This is a genomic window from Paenibacillus sp. V4I7, assembly GCF_030817275.1.
Lineage (GTDB): Bacteria > Bacillota > Bacilli > Paenibacillales > NBRC-103111 > Paenibacillus_E.
The window spans coordinates 180,455-200,256 of sequence record NZ_JAUSZD010000002.1; the positions used below are offsets into that span (position 1 = coordinate 180,455).

Below are 19,802 nucleotides of genomic sequence, written 5' to 3' on the forward strand. Positions count from 1 at the left end.
TAGGACTTATATGATTGAGTTTAAGCATATTTCCAAAGTATATCCTAACGGAACTGTTGGTTTGAATGATATTAACTTAACTATTCATCCCGGAGAATTCGTTGTTATTGTAGGTCTATCAGGAGCGGGTAAATCCACCTTACTGCGTGCGATTAACCGTTTGCATGAGACGACTGATGGAGAAATATTAATTCATGGCAAATCCATAACAAAGGCGAACGGTGCCGAATTACGCCGCATGCGCAGAGATATCGGAATGATCTTCCAAACCTTTAACCTGGTCAAGCGTTCAACCGTGATTCGAAATGTATTATCCGGACGAGTAGGCTACCATTCCACCCTGCGCACAGTTCTTGGTTTGTTCCCCAAACACGATATCGAGCTTTCCATGAAAGCGCTGGAGAGAGTCAATATTCGGGAAAAAGCTTATTCACGCGCCGATGAATTGTCCGGCGGTCAACAACAGCGTGTTTCCATCGCGAGAGCGCTGGCACAAGAAGCGAAAATCATTTTAGCAGATGAACCAGTAGCCTCCCTTGATCCACTAACGACGAGACAAGTTATGGACGACTTGAAGCGGATCAATACAGAGCTCGGCATAACGACTGTCGTTAACCTTCACTTTATTGACCTTGCACGTGAATATGCCACTCGAATTATCGGGCTTCGTGCAGGTAAGGTCGTATACGACGGACCCGTTTCGGAAGCAACGGATGATGTATTCTCCGAGATTTATGGCCGTGCGATTAAGAAAGACGAGCTCTTGGGGGTGCTGGAGGAATGAGTGCAGCGACAGTCAAGAAACCTCCTCGTACGAAAATCTATCTCATTGCTCTGATCATGGTGCTTTTCCTGATTGGGAGTATTTATCAGACAGATGCGACGCTGACGAAGCTCGTTACAGGTACTCCGGAGATTCTTAAATTCATAGCCGAGATGTTTCCGCCGGATTGGCTGTTTTTCGCTGATATATGGAAGCCAATGGCACAAACGCTGCAGATGTCCATTATTGGTACAGCAATTGGAGCCATGTTCGCTTTCCCGATGGCACTATTAGCAGCTCGTAATGTTACAACGGCGCCATGGTTGTTCTATCCAGCTAGACTTATCATGAATTTGTTCCGTACAATTCCAGATCTGCTCTACGCAGCACTATTTGCTGTATTGGTAGGCTTTGGCCCAACGGCTGGTACACTTGCACTAATTTTCTTCACCTTTGGTATTATATCTAAGCTTTCTTATGAATCAACGGAAGCTATTGACCCCGGACCACTTGAAGCGATGACAGCTGTTGGCGCTAACAAACTCAAACTCATTCGATTCGGCGTCATTCCTCAGGTTGCGCCTACGTACTTGGCTCATTTATTGTACACATTCGAGGTTAGTATTCGGGCCTCAGCCATTCTCGGATTGGTTGGAGCCGGTGGAATTGGTTTGCTGCTCAAAAATACGCTAGATCTGTTCCGTTACGATCAGTCCTGTGCCATTGTTATCTATACCTTATTAGTTGTTGTTCTTATTGATTTGGTCAGTACACGATTCCGTTCCTATTTGCTAAAAGGCAGCGCGAAACCGATGTCAGCTTCGCGTTCAACTACGTATAAGATAATCGGCGGGGTTGCCGTTGCTGCCTTGTTCATATGGGCATTAACTGGCCTTGAGTTGACGGGCTTCCAACCAACGACTTGGATTCTCACGAAATCCATGTTATCCGGTTTACTGCATCCTGACTGGGCATATGTTTATATTCCAGAAGGAGAAGATTTACTTCGATCCTTGCTTGAAACCCTATCCATTTCCTACTTAGGAAACTTTGTATCAGCTATTGTCTGTCTCCCGTTTGCCTTCTGGGCAGCAGCTAATATGAGTCGATTTCGTGCCGTTTCAAGCACAGGAAAATTGTTCTTGAGTGTCGTACGAACAATACCGGAGATTATTATGGCTTTGATCTTTATTAAAGCAGTAGGTCCTAATGCCTTTGCTGGGGTTATGGCTTTAGGACTTCATTCTGTAGGGATGCTCGGCAAACTTTATGCAGAAGCCATTGAGAATATGGATATGGGACCTACGGAAGCCATGACGGCTGTGGGTGCAAACATCTGGCAGCGGATGGCATTTGCCGTGGTGCCGCAGGTCATTCCCGATTTCATTTCGTATACCTTATATCGTTTTGAGATTAATGTCCGTTCAGCGACATTGCTAGGTGTTATTGGTGCAGGCGGTATCGGTACGCCACTCATCTTCGCGCTCAACGCGAGGCAGTGGCCGCGAGTAGGTATCATCCTCATTGGGATTATTGTCACCGTCTCTGTCATTGACTACATCTCAGGGACACTCCGCAAACGCATTGTATGAGGCAGGGGAAAGTATTTACAAGTGAAATATAGTTGAAAATAAGCCTCCAACTCCAGCTATCATAGTGGGGTTGGAGGCTTATGCGTTTTTATCTAAGCATTAGCTGTAATGCCTTCCTTGGGCTACCAAGCGAAGTGACCTATTTTCACGGTGGGTCTTTGATTGGGTTAATGAATCCAAGACGGGTTCTAACACCTCAATTTGTTCGATCAGCTCTATAGGAATCAAGACGTTATTCAATTTCAAAAGTCGAAAAGTAGGATAGTAATTCGTAATGACACCCCTTATCTCGTCTTTACCGCATCGGATAGAGACTTCTTTTTTGTAACTAATAAGCATTTCGAACATCCAATTTTTCACCTCACTATGATATATGACAGGTCCAGGTAAACGTTTGTCATGCAAAAGTAAAAAAACATTTACGTGGAAGTGCCACATTCATAGTATGCAAGGGAGGTTCGGAGTAGAATGCAAAAAAATACCTCTACATGATTCGAAAAGATCATGTAGAGGTATTTTCAATTCACAGGGAACTAAGCTTATTTCAAGCCCATTTCTTTATTAACGCTGCGAACGATGTCGAATTTGGAATCTTCAGAAGCTACATAGCCTTTGTGTGAGTAAACATCGAAAATGACTTTTTGACCTTCTGGGTCGTTACCGATCGCGATAAACGCGTCCGCGATTTTCTTTTTCCATGCAGCATCCATATCCGAACGAACAGCGATGGTATCATTAGGAATTTTATCAGAGAAGCTAAGAACGCGAGTTTGTTTGAATACATCTGGGTAATCTTTAATCATATTCGTACGAATGTCTTGGAATACGCCTACAGCGTCAACTTGCCCGTTAAGAAGAGCGATAACCGCTTTATCATGGCCTTGGAATTGAACGCCAATTACATCTTTAACTGGATCTACGCCAGCTTTTTTCAGTACGAATCCTGGGTAAACGTAACCAGCTGCGGATGTAACACCTTGCCAGCCCATTTTCTTGCCTTTCAGATCAGCAACAGTCTTGATTGGGGAATCTGCTTTAACGAGAATCTCTGATTTATAGAAATCAACAAGATCTTTGGTAGGTTGGCCTGTTGTATCGTCAACACCTAGACGTGTTGCTTGTACAAGAAGGTCTGCAGCTTTACGATTGTCATGGGCAACAACATAGTTACTTGGAGGCAAGAAGCCAACATCAACTTGTTTGGATGCCATTGCTTCGATAACAACGTTATAATCTGTTGATACGGAAACCTTAACAGGGATGCCTAGTTTGTCTCCTAATAGTTTTTCAAGAGGCTTTGCTTTTGCTTCAAGCGTCTCTGCATTTTGGGAAGGAACGAACTGTACTTTAAGCTCTTTAGGTACGAAGCCTGCAGCTGCAGCCGGAGTAGCAGAAGCTTTAGCAGTTGCGGAGGCAGCAGGAGCTGTTTCCTCTTTTTTTGCACAACCTGCAAGAACACCTGCAGCAACGATCATGGACAAGCTAATGATAGTTAATTTTTTTTTCATCTCTTTTTTGACCTCCGTTTAATATATAATTTACATATGTTGTACTATAACATTATCATAAGATATATGGAAGATAGTGTGAAGTTTTTGTTAATCTGACAGTCGTTATGTACAGTGTTACAAAATAATATTTTTGGAGTGGGGAAATTGACTCAACTTAGTAAACTGCAGAAAAGTAGAGTAACTATACTAGAAACGAGTGACCTGCATGGAAATATGCTGCCTATTCACTATGCAAACAATCAACCGAACGATGTGGGTTTATCCAAGGTGGCTGCACTTATAGCTGCAGAACGAAAGAAAGAAGCCCATGTTATTGTGATCGATAATGGGGACCTGATTCAAGGAACGCCGCTTGCTTATCATCATGCTAGATTAGATAACGAGACAATGGACCCGATGGTCCTTGGTCTGAACTATGTGGGTTATGATGCGGCCGTTATTGGCAATCATGAATTTAACTATGGACTTCGTGTTCTGCGTAAAGCGGTTAAGGAATCAAAGTTTCCTTGGTTATGTGCCAACATTGTGGATACGGAAAGCGGAGAACCGTTCCTAGGAAAACCATATTTGATTAAAGAGTTATCGGACGGCGTTCGCATAGGAATTCTAGGATTGACAACTCCCTATATTCCGAATTGGGAAAATCCCGATCATATCAAGGGTCTGCGGTTCGAAGATGCTTTAGAGTCGGCTAAAAAATGGGTAAAGGTACTTAAAGAGCATGAACAAGTGGATGCCGTTGTAGTCTCCTACCATGGCGGTTTTGAAAGACATCTAACGACAGGTGAGCCTACGGAGCCTCTAACGGGAGAGAACCAGGGCTATCAACTATGCATGGAAGTAGAAGGGATAGATGTTCTGCTTACAGGGCATCAACACCGAAGCATTGCGGGAGTAGAAATCAATGGTGTCGTCATTGTTCAACCAGGAACTGCCGGTGTAACACTTGGTAAAGTAGAATTAGAGCTCTCGATGGTAGATGGCAAATGGCTCATCGATGCCAAGAAATCGGAGCTGCTTTCTGTGGCTAATATGGAAGCGGACAAGAAATTGATAGAGCTTGTCAGCGCATATGAAGCGAAGACACAGGAGTGGCTTGACCAACCAATTGGTAAGCTGTCCGGAGATATGCTCGTCAAAGATCCCATGCAAATTCGCTTGAAGGACAATGCGCTAATCGAGTTCATCAATTGTGTTCAGATGGAGCTCTCGGGAGCAGCCATTTCAAATACAGCACTGTTTGATAATGTATCACCTGGGTTTCCAGCCGACATAACAATGAGGGACATCGTGTCAAACTACATTTACCCGAATACTTTGAAAGTGATACGCATTTCCGGACAAGACATCAAGGATGCGTTAGAGCAATCAGCAGAATACTTTGAATTAACAGTAGCTGGTGAAGTTCAAGTGAGCAGCAAGTTTAGAGACCCGAAGCCGTCGCATTATAACTATGATATGTGGGAAGGGATTACCTATAAATTGAACATATCCCGCCCCATTGGCATGCGTGTCGTACAACTGGAATATGAAGGGAAACCGCTGGATCTCGAAGCCTTATATGATGTGGTTATGAATAATTACCGGGCTGCAGGCGGTGGCAATTATGCGATGTTCCAAGATAAACCGGTGATCAAGGATATCCCTACTGATGTGGCTGAACTATTGGCAGGTTACATCATGGAGCGCGGTACCATTGAAGCTAGTGTGAACGAAAATTGGGAAGTCATCTGGAACTAGGTTGTGGTTATAAATAAAGCCGCACATAAGAGAGAGTGTAGTTGTGTACGGCTTTTTTGATGAATGGCGTTAGGATTCGCGAATGTATTCCCGGTCCCCTGATCTAGGATTGTAATACACCCGATAAGTGAATCCATCCTTGGGATCAATGAATACTTCTGACGTTGAGACAAAGCCGTTTGAAGGCTTGCTAGGGTTCGTTGAACCGTTGTTTTTATAGCGTTTGTCATAAATGAGATAGCCCAGAAGAAGGAGAATGATAAAGCCGACGATCCATGTTCCATAAATAAGTAAAATCGGACCGAGTCCACTCATAGCCTTCGTGTCCGGACGGCAGTGCCATAAGCGACGATTTCACTCATATTTTGTCCGATGTCACCGCTATCGAAACGCATCATTACGATGGCATCAGCGCCCATAGCTGCGGCATTTTTGACTAATCGGTCCATGGCTTGCTTTCGTCCGTCTTCTACCATCTGGGTATACTGCGTGACTTCCCCACCGACAAGTCCCTTTAAAGAGGCAAGAATATCGCCGCCGATCCCTCTGGCTCGCACAACGACCCCAAAAGTACTGCCCAACACTTCCGTGACTTCATAGCCTGCGATGTTTTCTGTTGTAGCTACTATCATGAAGAACATCTCCTTTATTTGTAAAATAGACCCTTGCTACTTGATTAAGATTCGATATTATTAACTTAGTACGAAAATGAAAATAGGGGGTTTCACATTGAGTATGATAAAAACGATTGAATTATGGCCCGGAGCATCCAAGGATAGTATAGGTGACGATAACCAAGGATGCCCGAGTTTGACTTTATACCCTGTGTCTAAGGAAGGCTTGAGCTCTGCAGTTATAGTATGTCCCGGAGGAGGCTACGGTAGGCGTGCTGCTCATGAGGGAGAGCCCCTTGCGAAATGGTTAAACGGACTTGGGATCACAGCACTTGTTTTGAATTACCGCGTAGCTCCTTACGAACACCCGGTTCCACTCCAAGATGCACAGCGGGCAATTCGAACAGTAAGGCATCATGCTGAAGAATGGCAAATCGATTCGAACCGCATTGGTATTCTCGGCTTCTCGGCCGGTGGACATTTAGCTTCTACAGCCGGTACACATTACGATGCAGGGGATCAGGAATCCGTCGATCCGATCGAAAGACAAAGCTGTCGTCCCGATGTGATGGTGCTGTGTTACCCCGTTATTACCTTCTCCAGTGAGTATGGACATGAAGGTTCAAAGCTTAATTTACTAGGAAAAACACCGGATGAGAAGTTAGTCAAGCTGCTATCCAACGAGCAACAAGTAACAGCGCATACCCCACCGACTTTTCTGTGGCATACTGCTGATGATGCGGCCGTACCCGTAGAGAACAGTTTGCTTTTTGCAGGAGCGCTTAGCCGTCATAAAGTACCTTTTGACCTGCACGTGTTTGAGAGCGGACGTCATGGTATTGGAATAGCTGTTGATCATCAGGAAGCTTACATTTGGCCTGAACTATGTGCAAATTGGCTCAAAAAGCAACATTTTGCATGACCAAACTATTTTACGAATGCCATATGCTTGGAGATTCGGCTATTGTGATTAGGCTTGGTTCAGATATTGATTTATCGATTCTGAATCGAGTACGTCAATTAACAGCTTACCTAGTGAATAATCGTTTTGAAGGTTTTATCGAAATGGTAACGGCATATACAACAATCACGATATATTATGACAGCTTCCAGGTTTACAGCCACTATTCAGAAGAGGGAACCACCCGAAAAAATGGGCGTGCCAGCTGGACGAATACGTTACTCCCCTATGACATTGTCTTATTACATATACAAAGTCTCTTAGATAATTTTGAGCATACAAATGAGGTTCATATGAATGAGCTTGGGAGAACTATTGATATCCCTGTTTGTTACGGTGAGGATTATGGACCGGATCTTGCGGATGTCGCGGCCTATCATCGTGTTAGCAAGGAAGAGATCGTGCACCTGCACACCTCACAGATCTTTCCAGTATATATGATTGGCTTTGCACCTGGATTTCCTTATTTGGGTGGATTGAACGACCAGCTAGCTACACCAAGGAAACCGGTACCTCGGACGAGGATACCTGTCGGCTCGGTAGGCATTGGCGGCGCTCAAACAGGCATCTACCCCTTTGAAACGCCGGGCGGCTGGAATTTGATTGGTCGTACCCCGTTGGCTTTATTTCGTCCAGAGTCTGATCATCCATCACTACTGAAGGTAGGAGATCAAGTAAGATTTGTATCCATCACGGCAGAGCAGTTTCAATATGAAAAGGAGAGGAACATGGGAAATGGGCTTTGAGGTCATCAAGCCAGGATTATTATCAACCTTGCAGGATGAGGGGCGGTACGGACAACGGAAGTATGGCGTCATTACATCTGGCCCCATGGACCTCTTTGCGCATCGAGCAGCCAATATACTCGTTGGGAATGATAGAGGCGCAGCTGTTCTAGAGATCACACTGCTAGGACCAAGCATGGTTGCGCAAAAGGATATGCTGCTATCTCTATGTGGAGCTGATATGGAAGCAGATAGGGATGGTATTCGGGTTCCATTGTGGCGACCATTTATGATCCGTAAAGGAGACCAGTTAAACGTTCATTATGCAGTTAAGGGGTGCAGAGCCTACTTAGCCGTGTATGGTGGTTTCGAGGTGAAACCTGTGATGGGCAGCAGAAGCACCTATTTACGTGCAGGAATAGGCGGCCATCAGGGGAGGGCATTACAAGCTGGAGATGATTTGCCGGTAAGACAAGAGGTGATAGGCGATTATCTTCACCATATAGGGTCAGTGAGTGCCTTTATTCGTCCGGGCTATGAAGAAAATCCTGTTGTAAGAGTCGTAAAAGGGAAGGAAGCTGCTCTTTTCACAGACGCAAGCATACGCAGCTTAATGTCTCAAAGCTATATTGTTACCGCGCAATCAGATCGTATGGGTTATCGCTTGGAAGGGATGAGGCTTGAACTCTCTGATGGCGTACCGAGTGAGATGATCTCAGAAGCTGTCGTCCAAGGGACGATTCAAGTACCCCCAAGTGGACAGCCCATCTTGCTGATGGCGGACTGCCAAACAACCGGAGGCTACCCGCGCATCGCGCATGTCATCACGGCCGATCTTCCTTTAGTAGCTCAGGTGAAACCAGGCGGAAAGCTTCGTTTCCGAGAGGTCAGCCACCGTGAAGCCCAGGAGCAGATCTTGCTGCAGGCGATGGATTTGCGGCTGCTTGAGGCTGGGGTTCGGGCTTGGGTGCGGGATCGTGGGTGAGAATTGAGGGCTGAAGGGCTGAAGGGCTGAGAGCTGAGAGCTGGAGAGCTGAGGACTGAGGGCTGGAGAGTTGGAGAGCTGAAGGACTGAAGGGCTGAAGGGCTGAGAGCTGAAGAGATGGAGAGCTGAAGGACTGAAGAGCTGAAGAGCTGAGGGCTGAAGAGATGGAGAGCTCAGAGCTGAGGGCTGAGGGCTGGAAAGCTGGAGAGCTGAAGAGCTGAAGAGCTGAAGAGCTGAGAGCTGAGAGCTGAGAGCTGAGAACTGAGAACTGAAAACCTGAGAGCTGAAGGGCTGGAAAATAGAAGGACTGGGAGTGAGAATTCTGCGTATTGACTTGAATTGTGATATGGGTGAAGGCTTCGGCGCTTATCGCCTTGGGCGGGATGAGGAGCTGCTTGACTTCGTCAGCTCCGCCAACATCGCCTGCGGGTTCCACGCAGGCGATCCCGCAACCATGCGCAGCACTGTGCAGCGGTGCTTGCGCAAGGGCGTTGCGATCGGGGCCCATCCGGGCCTACCCGATCTACAGGGCTTCGGCCGGCGCGAGATCGTGATCACGCCGGCGGAGGCATACGAGCTGACGTTGTATCAGCTCGGTGCGCTGCAGGCGTTCGTCCACGCCGAAGGCGGACGCCTGCAGCACGTCAAGCCGCATGGCGCGCTCTATCACATGGCTGCGAAGCGCCATGATCTCGCCGCGGCCATTGCGGCTGCGACCGCCAGCGTCAGCGCGGAGCTGACGCTGTTCGGCCCGCCCGGCAGCGAGCTGCTGCGGGCGGGTGCCGCCGCGGGGCTGCGGACCGCGAGCGAAGCCTTCGCGGACCGCAGCTACCAGCGGGACGGCACGCTAACGCCCCGCGATCAGCCGGGGGCGCTGCTCTTCAGCGCCGCCGACGCTGCGGCGCAGGTCGTAAGGCTCGTCCGCGAAGGGAAGGTCCTCTCCCAGGAGGGAGAGGATCTGAGCATGCGCGCGGACACGATCTGCATCCACGGCGATGGTGCACACGCCGTGGAGTTCGCGCGCGACATCCGCGCGCTGCTAAACAGCAGCGGCATCGCAGTGATGGCGCTCGGGCATTAGTCAGCTTATTTCCCCACACCGCAACAGGAACTCTAGTCGTCCGAAGATATTCAGAATACGGGAGACCTGTAGGATAAACAATGGAATTCCTCCTGTTAATTTCACTAGGATACCGATGAAAATGCATTAACGGGAAAACCTCCAGCTATATTCAGTGTTAATGCGTCATCTGGATAATCAACCACCTTCACTTCGACTGATACACCGCGGATCCCAGGTTACGATCAGACATCCAATCATTGCCACCTAGGAAAGAATCTTTATAACTATTCTTTCACTTGAGAACAAGCTGGAAATATGAGTAAATATAGAGGTAGCCGGCCGGCTAATTACTTCGGAAAGGAGTGATCAAAGTGATTACAACAACAACAGAGGTGGTCTCTGCGTAAGCAGAGTCCATCGTTCCAAACGGGGGTCGCTAGGCCCCCGCATATTTTTCCTGAATGAGTAGACAGCGAGATGCTTTTTACATATAATGAGAATGTGAACACATAGTGAACACCATTAATTAGGAGAGAATTTGCTCTCCACCCAATTCCAAAAAATTAAACTATCTGGTGAAAGGAGTGCTTTTTAATGAACACAATGACAGTAGCGATGAATGTTGCGGCCGCCGCAGAGGTACTCGTCTCCTAACTGAATATCATTCGTGGAATAACCGTTCACCTGAAGTGTATAATTGCATATACAACCGACAGGCACGATTATGATCGTGTTTTTTTTATTCCATTTTTCGAGAATGGTAGGAGGTTATGGGGCGATGAAGATACTCTCTGCAAATCAGACAAAGTTTAACTTTGCTCGACAATTTGAGGAGGTTTTCATCCATGAGTTACAAGAACGGGAAAGACGTTCTTCCCCCTAACCTATTAAAACAATTACAAGAATATATCCAAGGTGAAATTGTATATATCCCTAAGAAAGAGCAGAAGCGCGCTGGATGGGGAGAAAATAACGGAACACGTATTATCATCGAGCGTAGAAATCGAGAAATTTTCCGGTTGTACCAAACTGGTTCCACCGTAATGGAACTAATCAAAGTCTTTCATTTATCGGAAGACAGCATCCGCAAAATTATCGTGAAAACACGCGAATTAACAGCTAATCAGGCATAGAAGCAGCATCCCTAGAGGTGCTGCTTTTTTTTCGTTAAGCCTGCCTAGTATAGATTGCTGTCAAATTGAAGGAAATGCCCTTTATTTTCTTGAAATTAAAAAGTAAGAAAACGTTAGCAAGCGCCCGATCGCTTTTTGGAGGTGGAGCAAGACAAATGCAAGATGAGCTGGATATCCGCAGTTTTATCGGCACACATGATGCTGATTTTTATGATGATGGATTTCACCGTCATTCGGCCGTTGAAGTCAGTATCGTGCTAGAAGGACGGTGCTTGTTCGAGTGGTCGAGGCGAAGCTGGATGGAAGCAGGGCATATCGTCATTATCCCTTCAGACATGTCACACAGATTTGAAGCTGTTACGAATGTGAGATTTGGGGTTATTTTGCTGCAGGGCGTAACGTCACGTACGATGGAGCTGATCGCGAAGCTCGGAGGCAGCGGATTTACTGGCGACGGAGGCGGTGCAGATAGATCGCCTTTATTCCTTGCTTTATCCCGACTGGACAAAGAACGATTCGAGCGATTGTTTCGGGAGTGGTTGCGGATGAAAGCATCGTTCTTAAAGGAGAAGCAAGCTAATTATTCGGCATGGATGGAAGTGCTGCTGCTTTTTTTGCTTGAACACTCGCAGCAGGATTTGCAGGGAATGACGGTGACGAAAGCGGCTGACTATATGCGTGAAAATGTGCAGGAATCTGTTCACATTTCTGATTTGGCAGAGATGGCCGGTTTTACGGAGCCCGCCTTTCGCCGTGTCTTTGAACAAATGTATGGCGTTAGCCCAAAGCAATATCAGCAGCAGTGCCGTTTGCAGGAGGCAAAATGGCTGCTTAGCTCAACAGAGAAGGATATGCGTGAAATCGCCGAGCAGGTAGGCTTTTTCAGGTTGCATTCTTTTTCACAGTGGTTTAAGGAACAAGAGGGTCTCCCGCCTACGGCTTGGCGGAAAAGTCAACGGTTGCAGCACGGTTCGATGTTGGACTAGCCTTCGTTTTGCGTAAATTGCGGTTCGGTTTCCCTAAATACAAGAGCTTTCTGATTCGATATGCTAGTGGAGTAAACGTAAACACATAGGGAGGCCACGACGGATGGAAAAAGTAAGAATCGGATTTATTGGTGTAGGCGGCATGGCAGAGTACCATATGAAAACATTGCAGCAAATCGATGACGCAGTGATTACGGCCGTATGCGACATGAACGCGGATCGGGCGAGGGAGATCTCTGAAACTTTCGGCGCAAACACGTACGAAACTGTGATAGAAATGATGGACGCGGGGGTAATCGATGCGCTTTATATATGCACGCCACCTTTTGCTAGGGAAGGGATTGAAGAAGCGGCTGCAGCACGGGGCATACATCTGTTATCGGAGAAACCAATCGGCTTACATATGGAGGAGGTACGTCGTAAAGAACAGATTATTCGAGAATCGGGCATCATCCATTCGTCAGGCTATTGCCTGCGTTATCTGGACACTGTGCAGAAGGCAAAGCAGTATTTGGCTGATAAGCAAGTAGATATGGTGCTCGCGTACCGAATTGGCGGTATGCCGGAGGTAAGTTGGTGGAGGCTTATGGAACGTTCGGGCGGTCAACTTGTAGAGCAATCGACACATCAAGTGGACTTGATTCGTTATTTGGCCGGTGAGTTTGACTACGTCCAAGCGAATTATGAGCAGAGACACATCCATCGGATCCATCCAGAGGCAACTGTGTATGATGTGGGCATCGTATCTTTCGGGCTGCGCAGTGGGGCGCTAGGCACGATTAGCAATACAAGCTTGTCCCGTAAAATTGGACGCGGGGATGTGGAGTTTTTCGGGCATGACTTCTACGTGTCAATTAGCGGTATGACGGTTCGGATTGTGGATGATACGCAAGACGTGACTTTGACGTCGGAGATGGATTTTTACCTCGAGCAAAATCGGGCGTTTGTCGCAGCAGTGAAAACAGGACGGCAGGAGCTAGTGCTCGGTGATTATAGCGAAGCGGCAGCGACGCTCGAGGTTACACTGGCGGCGAATGATTCGGCCGTTGCGAAGCAAGCGATAACGATCACTTCAGCATAAGAGTACGAATGTTTCCATTTTGAAATACATGAAGGAGGTTAAGGCATGTTAAAAGGAGTAAATCAATGGTGCTTCCCTGAAGGGCTGCCGCTGCAGCAGCTATTCTCGATTAGCCGTGAGGCTGGTTATGACGCGGTTGAGCTGAATGTCAATCCATTAGGCGGTGTTGGTTTGACCATGGAGACGACTGCGACGGAGGCAGAGGAGATTGGCCGCATGGCAAAAGAGTACGGTATTCAGCTGCGAAGCTTGTCTACCTCTCTGCTGTGGCACACTCCGCTATCTTCGGCGGACGCGTCTGTACGAGAGCAGGGGCGTCGCGTTGTCGAGAAACAGCTGGAGCTAGCGGAGCTGCTAGGTATCGATACAGTGCTTGTCGTACCTGGAGCCGTCAACGAGGAGACCTCGTATGATGAGTGCTACGACCGCAGCCGTGCTGAACTCGCTTTGCTGGTGAAAGAAGCAGAACGACGTCGCGTTCGCATTGGCATCGAAAACGTGTGGAACAAATTTTTGCTTTCGCCGCTTGAAATGCGTGCTTATGTCGACGATTTTCAATCTTCTTATCTTGGCGTTTATTTTGATGTAGGCAATATTTTGCATAACGGTTATCCGCAGCAGTGGATCAAAATTCTTGGTTCACGTATATTCAAAGTGCATGTCAAGGATTACCGACCAGGTGTAGGCACCGGTCATGGTTTTGTCCCGCTGCTCTCGGGCGATGTCAATTGGACGGCAGTCCGATCGGCGCTAAAGGACATCGGGTATACCGATACAGTGACGGCTGAAGTCGGTCTGTACGCAGAAAGTCCGCTGCAGACAGTGTATGACACTTCTCGGCACTTGGATATTATTCTTGGCGGAGCTCCGCGGTAACGACAGGGAGTGAGTATATGATTTCAGTTTTCGTCTATGGGACACTTCTAGTAGGAGAGAGCAACCACTATGTTGCGGAGCCTTTTGTGCTCTCCGTTCAGCCTGGTGCGGTTCGCGGCCGTTTGTACGATGTTGGTCACTACCCCGCACTTGCTTTGCCTACCGAACATGAGGAATCGCAAGAAAATATCGTTGTCGGTGAATGGTTTGAGGTCACGGAAGCAGGACTGAAGGCCATGGACATTTTGGAAGATTATTACGGACCCGGTCATTCCAATGAGTATGAACGCGTATGGATTACTGACGTGAAAGGCTCACGAGAAGGTTGGGTATATATTTGGCAAGATGTCAGCGGCCTTAGTGAAATAACGAGCGGATCGTGGAAAGCTAAATAAGAAAGGAAGGGCCGACAGGATAGAATTCTGTTGGCTCTTTTTTGTTAACATTTTAAATTTAATCCTTATCTTTCATAGTAAAACTTGGAACATTTTAGTTCCTTGCTTCGACACTAGATGCTATAATTGGTGGTAATTCTACAGGTTGAGGAGAACGCCATGTCTGTTTATAAAATTTTACTTGCAGATGACGAAATCGCGCTACGTTTTCTGCTTACTGAAACTCTTTCTGATGAAGGTTATGCCATCTCGGAAGTTGAAGATGGTCAACAAGCGATGGAGCAATTGCAAAAGGAAACCTACGATCTTATCATACTTGACTATATGATGCCGGAGCGGACGGGTGTTGAAGTCTGTGAATGGCTGCGACATAGCGATAATGCCAATCGGGATATACCGGTTATTTTGCTGACGGCTAAGGCCTTAGAGAAGGACAAAGAAAAAGCCAAAGCAGCAGGCGTAACCACCTATATTGTTAAACCATTCAGCCCTCTTCAATTAATCGATACGGTCGGACAATTATTACAACGTTAGTTCGAACAATATAGAGATTATTTTATATATAAAAAAGGGTGAATGGCTGTCATGAATAATACGAATCTAGAGGGGTTGAAGGACTCCAAGTCAGAATCGGATAGAGATGCAAGAATTCTAAGACAAGGCAGAAAGTTGTTTATTCGTGAATTTGAAAAGCAGCTTAGGGAGCTTAACTCGCTGCTTGATACGATTCGGTCAGTGCCTGCAGCCGGTGATTTAAAACAGTTTTACCGCATCGTACATACGCTTAAAGGCAGTGCGCCTATTTTTGGTTATGTCAGGATCGGTAAGCTGGCTGAGGATATGGTTCGAGCCTGGGAATGGACGCAATCCATGGATAATGACGCAGAGGGGCTGCTCTTGGCGATCAACCCGATCATAGAAAGCGCAGAACGAAGTATACATTCGCTTCGTGAAATGAATATGGAATATGATATCGGCGTGACAGAAATCAAGATGGACGAACAGCAGGATCCTAGTGGCGGCTCTTTGCTTAGATCCATGAAGAGTAGATTGCTTCTTGTAGATGACGACGAGGTGCTGCGCTCTTATTTGACACGCCGTCTTCAACTCGATGATTGTATTGTTGATGAAGCAGCAGATGTGGAGAGCGCCATGAAATTATTACGTGAACATACGTATGATTTAGTGACGCTTGATCTCATGATGCATCCTCAGTCTGGGTATGAGCTTTTTGAATTTCTCAAAGAGGATCCTACATTGAAATGGTTACCGCTTATTGTATTGTCGGGACGTAACGATTTGAATGATAAAGTCCGCTGTTTTCACTTGGGAGCCGATGATTATGTGACGAAGCCCTTTCAGTACGAGGAATTGGCCGCAAGAATCTATGGATTGCTCAAAAGAACAAAAAATTTCGAGCAGCTTGCCTTCCGCGATCCGTTAACCGGGGTGTTCAATCGCCGCTATTTCGATCTTCAGATTGGTATGGAATTACAGCGTATTGAGCGCTATCCGGCACCAATCTCGCTCGTTTTTATAGACATTGATTGCTTTAAACGTATCAATGATACTTATGGGCATCACGTCGGAGACTTGGTGCTCCAAGGCTTGGCTCATTTGCTGCAAGTGAACTTGCGTTCGACAGACCTGTTGGCACGTTTTGGCGGCGAAGAGTTCGTTATTGCCCTTCCGAATACAACAGTAGAGCAGGTAGTTGCAACCATGCAATCCATACTTAATAAAGTGCGTTTAAATGCAGTTGCGCAGTACGAGGGTCAAACCTTCTCTGTTACCTTCTCAGCAGGTGTTGCAGAGTGGCATGAGGGGATGACGGTTGCGGATTGGGTGGCCAAGGCTGACGATGCGATGTATCAAGCTAAGCAACAAGGCAAGGATAGGATTGTTAGCGCTTCGGTCGAGGAGGAAGGAACAGAGTTTCGTAAGTTGGCTGCCAGTCCGCAAATTGATAAGAAAAATCTCCTCATTGTGGATGATGATCCGATTTTACGAGCGATTCTCACTTCGCATTTAGAGCATTTACCGATTACAATTACCCATGCTGCCGATGGTGCAGTCGCGCTCGGCTTACTGCTCGCCAATTCCTATGATGCTTGTATTCTCGATGGAATGATGCCGAAGTTAGATGGATTCTCATTGTTGTCGCAGATAAAGAAGGATCCACGTCTAACCGTTCGGGACATGAAGGTACTTATGCTTTCAGGCAAGAAGAAGGAAGATGATCTAGCCAAAGGCTTTCAAATGGGAGCTGACGACTATATGACGAAGCCGTTCTCGCTCGTTGAGTTGGAAGTTCGTGTGAGACAGTTAATGAAATTAGTGTGAAAAAACAAATAAAGAACTCAAAGCTGCTTCTCCCATTTATATGGCGAGCAGCTTTTTTTTCGCTTAATCAAGTGGAGGAGTTGCTTGTCGGCGACTCCTTTTTATTTGTTTGAGGTTTTATCAAATGTAATAAATATCCAATAATCTTTTTGAATAATAAATGCTATAATCAAATTCGTCTACATATAATGGCCGCTAGTAAATGATCCTGTTTGTTCAGTTTGAGTGAAAAAAGGAAGGTTAAGGAAGAAATATATGCATAATTGGTCAAAGGCACTAAATCTTAGAACTCCTTTTAAAATCTCTTTGGTCTATTTGCTTGTGGGAAGTCTATGGATTATCCTGTCGGATAAATTTATAGACATACTTAACTTATCAGGGGTAATCACCATTCATTCAACTAAGGGTTTATTTTATGTTTTTCTCACCGCATTGGTTCTATATTTGTGGGTAAAACGTTTGAAAATGGCTCTTACAGAAAGTGATGAACGATACCGAATTCTTGTGGAACACTCACCAGAACCGTTAGTTGTTCACAGTAAAGGGAAAATAATCTATATCAATCCTGCTGGTGCCGAAATATTTGGGGCAGCTAGCCCAGAGGAACTTATTGATTATCCCGTAATGAAATTGGTGCATCCCGATTATAACGATTTTGCCAAGGAACGAATTAGGATGATTGAAGAGGGGAGGGTATCGATAGCTCCCATTGAGCAGAAATTTCTTCGCTTAGACCATCAAGTAATTGATGTAGAGGTCAGAGCAGTACCTATTATTTACTTAGGTAAACCGGCAGTACAACTTATATGTAGGGATATCACTGAACGTAAACGATCCCAACGTTTGCTCGAAGAAAGAGAGCAGAGTTATAAGTCACTTGTTGAGAATAACCCCGATGCCATATTTGTATTAGATTTAAATGGACAAATACTACATATGAATTCTGCTACTGAAAAGATTACGGGCTACCAGCAGGAAGAGCTGCTTCATCAAACCTTTAGTCATTTAATGGTAGACGGTGATCAATCGAAAGTATTGAATCTATTTGAAGAGTCGGCAAAAGGCGAATCAAACAACACAGAAGTCGCCATCACTAATAAAAAAGGCTATAGTATCGATTTAAGCTTAAAGATGGTTCCTATTATCATAAATGATAAGATCGATGGTGTTTATGGCATTGCGAAAGACATGACTGAACGTAAGAGGACAGAAGAGCTGCTGCTTAAATCAGAAAAGCTATCGGTAGTAGGTCAGCTTGCCGCAGGTGTTGCTCATGAGATTCGAAATCCTTTAACTTCTCTTAGAGGATTTGTCCAATTATTACAAACAAAAATGGATAATTATGATGAGTATTTTCAAATCATGTTAGCAGAATTGGATCGAATCAATTATATCGTTAGCGAGTTTTTGGTAATTGCTAAGCCGCAAGCAGTGAGTTTTGAAATGAAGGATCTTCGGAAGATTCTTCAAGATGTGATTTCACTGCTTGATACACAAGCAATTCTTAGTGATGTGCAGATTCATACGACGTTTGATTCGGACATTCCGTTAATCAATTGTGAGGAAAATCAATTAAAACAGGTCGTTATTAATATTCTTAAAAATGCAATTGAAGCAATGATAGATGGCGGTACTATTGAAATTCTTATGAAGGTAGACGACGATACAATCGTTATTCGTTTTATTGATCAGGGGTGTGGAATTTCTGAAGAACGAATAGCGATGTTAGGAGAACCCTTTTATACGACAAAAGAAAAAGGGACCGGATTAGGATTAATGGTGAGCCAAAAAATCATTGAAGCACATCACGGGAGTCTTCATATAAAGAGTCAGATCGGTATAGGAACAACGGTTGATCTAATTTTACCTTTAGATCCGAATAAATAGGCTTGCGATAATGAACTCCTGAAGAGGAGTTTTTTTTTCTGAAAAATCCGATGACTTGACAAACAAATTACCCTAAAGTTAGCATAGTGTTATTACAATTTGAAGTAGTGAAGAATACGAAAGGATTTACACCAAAGGAGGAACGATCATGTACCAGGGAGACGAACAAAGCCAGCTTGATTTAAGATTATTCCGAATCTGGAGTAAAGCTTCCAAAGCTATTGCTGATAATACCAAACGAGATATCGAAAGTCATGGAATCAGTCCAGACCATTTTATGATTCTAGAGCTCCTCTACAACAAAGGTCCTCATCCTATTCAAAGGATTAGTGAAATATTTAGTATTCCAAGCGGGAGTATTACCTACGTGGTAGATAAACTTGAACAGAAAGATTATGTAAGACGACAATCAAGTCCTACGGATAGAAGAACCTCCAATGTCGCTCTTACTGAGAAGGGTGAAACCCTATTTAATGAGATTTTTCCGAAACATGCAGCCGTTATAACTCAGAATTTCTCCTTTATAAGCAACGAGGAAAAACTTCTGATGATCGATCTATTAAAGAAACTAGGATTTGGAGCACAAGAACTCAGTAAAGATAAATAAGACAATACCAATCGAATTCAAGTTATCCAGTCGTTACTGGATAACTTTTTTTCAATTAAATGCCTATTTGAAAATGGTTGACAAATAAATATCCTAATGTTAGTATTTATTTATAATATTGTTAGGATATCTAGTCATAGGTTACTTATGATTAGGTAAAAAAGGGGGTAGTTAGATGAATATGGTATCTATTATTATTCAAATCATTTTAGCACTTGGGTTTCTGATGTTTGGAGCCTCTAAGCTCGGTTCAAAGCAAATGGTGGATGAATTTACACGTTACGGGATGCCTCAGTGGTTTAGGGTAATCACTGGCTTGCTCGAAATTGCCGGTGCCGCACTCCTGGTTGCAGGGATTTGGAACGACAGTCTTATTGCTATTGGCGGATTGCTGTTGGCCGTTATTATGGCTGGAGCCGTCATAACCCATCTACGTATTAAGGATCCTGTATCAAAAATAGGTATGCCTATTATTTTATTAATCCTTACGTTGGTTATCGTATTCATAAATTGAGAAGTATTTGTTGTCATGTTTGAACC

Annotated in this window: 21 protein-coding genes; 17 read left to right on the plus strand and 4 right to left on the minus strand. The window is 45.2% G+C overall.

The features are described 5' to 3' along the window. The first annotated feature begins 10 nt into the window (after positions 1-10). Both phnC and phnE read left to right on the plus strand, forming a co-directional pair. Complete coding sequence (gene phnC, locus QFZ80_RS02055) at positions 11-784, plus strand: phosphonate ABC transporter ATP-binding protein (protein WP_307549318.1); 774 nt, start codon at positions 11-13, stop codon at positions 782-784. Continuing rightward, entirely contained in the window at positions 781-2,355 is a 1,575-nt protein-coding gene (gene phnE, locus QFZ80_RS38785; RefSeq protein ID WP_373459992.1) for a phosphonate ABC transporter, permease protein PhnE, read from the plus strand. The genes phnC and phnE overlap by 4 nt, the downstream gene beginning before the upstream one ends. Before the next feature lie 99 nt (positions 2,356-2,454). Here the strand turns inward: phnE and QFZ80_RS02070 are convergent, their stop codons facing one another. After that, complete coding sequence (locus tag QFZ80_RS02070) at positions 2,455-2,703, minus strand: hypothetical protein (protein ID WP_307549316.1); 249 nt, start codon at positions 2,701-2,703, stop codon at positions 2,455-2,457. Positions 2,704-2,894: 191 nt separating this feature from the next. Continuing rightward, complete coding sequence (locus QFZ80_RS02075; protein WP_307557008.1) at positions 2,895-3,863, minus strand: phosphate/phosphite/phosphonate ABC transporter substrate-binding protein; 969 nt, start codon at positions 3,861-3,863, stop codon at positions 2,895-2,897. 165 nt (positions 3,864-4,028) lie between these two features. On the opposite strand from QFZ80_RS02075, the gene QFZ80_RS02080 reads away from it, so the two are divergent. Continuing rightward, positions 4,029-5,606, plus strand: coding sequence for a bifunctional metallophosphatase/5'-nucleotidase (locus QFZ80_RS02080; protein WP_483874741.1), 1,578 nt, complete (start codon positions 4,029-4,031; stop codon positions 5,604-5,606). Positions 5,607-5,675: 69 nt separating this feature from the next. On the opposite strand, the gene QFZ80_RS02085 is transcribed toward QFZ80_RS02080, so the two are convergent. Next, positions 5,676-5,921, minus strand: coding sequence for an HD family phosphohydrolase (locus QFZ80_RS02085; RefSeq protein WP_307549312.1), 246 nt, complete (start codon positions 5,919-5,921; stop codon positions 5,676-5,678). Next, the gene (locus tag QFZ80_RS02090; RefSeq protein ID WP_029194039.1) at positions 5,918-6,238 is read right to left on the minus strand and encodes a heavy metal-binding domain-containing protein; all 321 of its coding nucleotides are present in this window, start codon (positions 6,236-6,238) and stop codon (positions 5,918-5,920) included. Before QFZ80_RS02090 ends, QFZ80_RS02085 begins: the two co-directional genes overlap by 4 nt. Before the next feature lie 103 nt (positions 6,239-6,341). Between QFZ80_RS02090 and QFZ80_RS02095 the strand changes: the two genes are divergently transcribed. The 14 genes from QFZ80_RS02095 (at position 6,342) to QFZ80_RS02160 (ending at position 19,776) form a co-directional block, all read left to right on the plus strand. Next, positions 6,342-7,142: an alpha/beta hydrolase gene (locus QFZ80_RS02095; RefSeq protein WP_307555744.1), complete on the plus strand. Its 801-nt coding sequence runs from the start codon at positions 6,342-6,344 to the stop codon at positions 7,140-7,142. Beyond that, positions 7,139-7,927 (plus strand): 5-oxoprolinase subunit PxpB, encoded by a 789-nt coding sequence (pxpB, locus tag QFZ80_RS02100; protein WP_307549309.1) that lies wholly within the window; start codon positions 7,139-7,141, stop codon positions 7,925-7,927. The genes QFZ80_RS02095 and pxpB overlap by 4 nt, the downstream gene beginning before the upstream one ends. Beyond that, positions 7,893-8,891, plus strand: a complete 999-nt coding sequence (locus QFZ80_RS02105) for a 5-oxoprolinase subunit C family protein (protein ID WP_307557012.1) — start codon at positions 7,893-7,895, stop codon at positions 8,889-8,891. Before pxpB ends, QFZ80_RS02105 begins: the two co-directional genes overlap by 35 nt. A gap of 319 nt (positions 8,892-9,210) precedes the next feature. Further along, the gene (locus tag QFZ80_RS02110; RefSeq protein ID WP_307555742.1) at positions 9,211-9,972 is read left to right on the plus strand and encodes a LamB/YcsF family protein; all 762 of its coding nucleotides are present in this window, start codon (positions 9,211-9,213) and stop codon (positions 9,970-9,972) included. Positions 9,973-10,799: 827 nt separating this feature from the next. After that, positions 10,800-11,087: a CD3324 family protein gene (locus tag QFZ80_RS02115; protein ID WP_029194044.1), complete on the plus strand. Its 288-nt coding sequence runs from the start codon at positions 10,800-10,802 to the stop codon at positions 11,085-11,087. A gap of 155 nt (positions 11,088-11,242) precedes the next feature. Continuing rightward, complete coding sequence (locus QFZ80_RS02120) at positions 11,243-12,073, plus strand: AraC family transcriptional regulator (RefSeq protein ID WP_307549305.1); 831 nt, start codon at positions 11,243-11,245, stop codon at positions 12,071-12,073. Between the two features lie 103 nt (positions 12,074-12,176). Then, a complete protein-coding gene (locus QFZ80_RS02125) occupies positions 12,177-13,154 on the plus strand; it encodes a Gfo/Idh/MocA family protein (RefSeq protein WP_307557014.1) in 978 nt (325 codons plus the stop codon). A 45-nt stretch (positions 13,155-13,199) separates the two neighbouring features. Then, positions 13,200-14,030 (plus strand): sugar phosphate isomerase/epimerase family protein, encoded by an 831-nt coding sequence (locus QFZ80_RS02130; protein ID WP_307549303.1) that lies wholly within the window; start codon positions 13,200-13,202, stop codon positions 14,028-14,030. 17 nt (positions 14,031-14,047) lie between these two features. Next, positions 14,048-14,425, plus strand: a complete 378-nt coding sequence (locus tag QFZ80_RS02135) for a gamma-glutamylcyclotransferase family protein (protein ID WP_307549301.1) — start codon at positions 14,048-14,050, stop codon at positions 14,423-14,425. Positions 14,426-14,584: 159 nt separating this feature from the next. Beyond that, positions 14,585-14,959, plus strand: a complete 375-nt coding sequence (locus QFZ80_RS02140) for a response regulator (RefSeq protein WP_307549298.1) — start codon at positions 14,585-14,587, stop codon at positions 14,957-14,959. Positions 14,960-15,010: 51 nt separating this feature from the next. Next, the gene (locus tag QFZ80_RS02145) at positions 15,011-16,768 is read left to right on the plus strand and encodes a response regulator (RefSeq protein ID WP_307557016.1); all 1,758 of its coding nucleotides are present in this window, start codon (positions 15,011-15,013) and stop codon (positions 16,766-16,768) included. A gap of 255 nt (positions 16,769-17,023) precedes the next feature. Next, complete coding sequence (locus QFZ80_RS02150; protein WP_307557018.1) at positions 17,024-18,655, plus strand: PAS domain-containing sensor histidine kinase; 1,632 nt, start codon at positions 17,024-17,026, stop codon at positions 18,653-18,655. Between the two features lie 148 nt (positions 18,656-18,803). Continuing rightward, a complete protein-coding gene (locus QFZ80_RS02155) occupies positions 18,804-19,262 on the plus strand; it encodes a MarR family winged helix-turn-helix transcriptional regulator (RefSeq protein WP_307549293.1) in 459 nt (152 codons plus the stop codon). A gap of 175 nt (positions 19,263-19,437) precedes the next feature. Next, a complete protein-coding gene (locus tag QFZ80_RS02160; protein ID WP_307549291.1) occupies positions 19,438-19,776 on the plus strand; it encodes a DoxX family protein in 339 nt (112 codons plus the stop codon). The last annotated feature ends 26 nt before the right edge of the window (positions 19,777-19,802 follow it).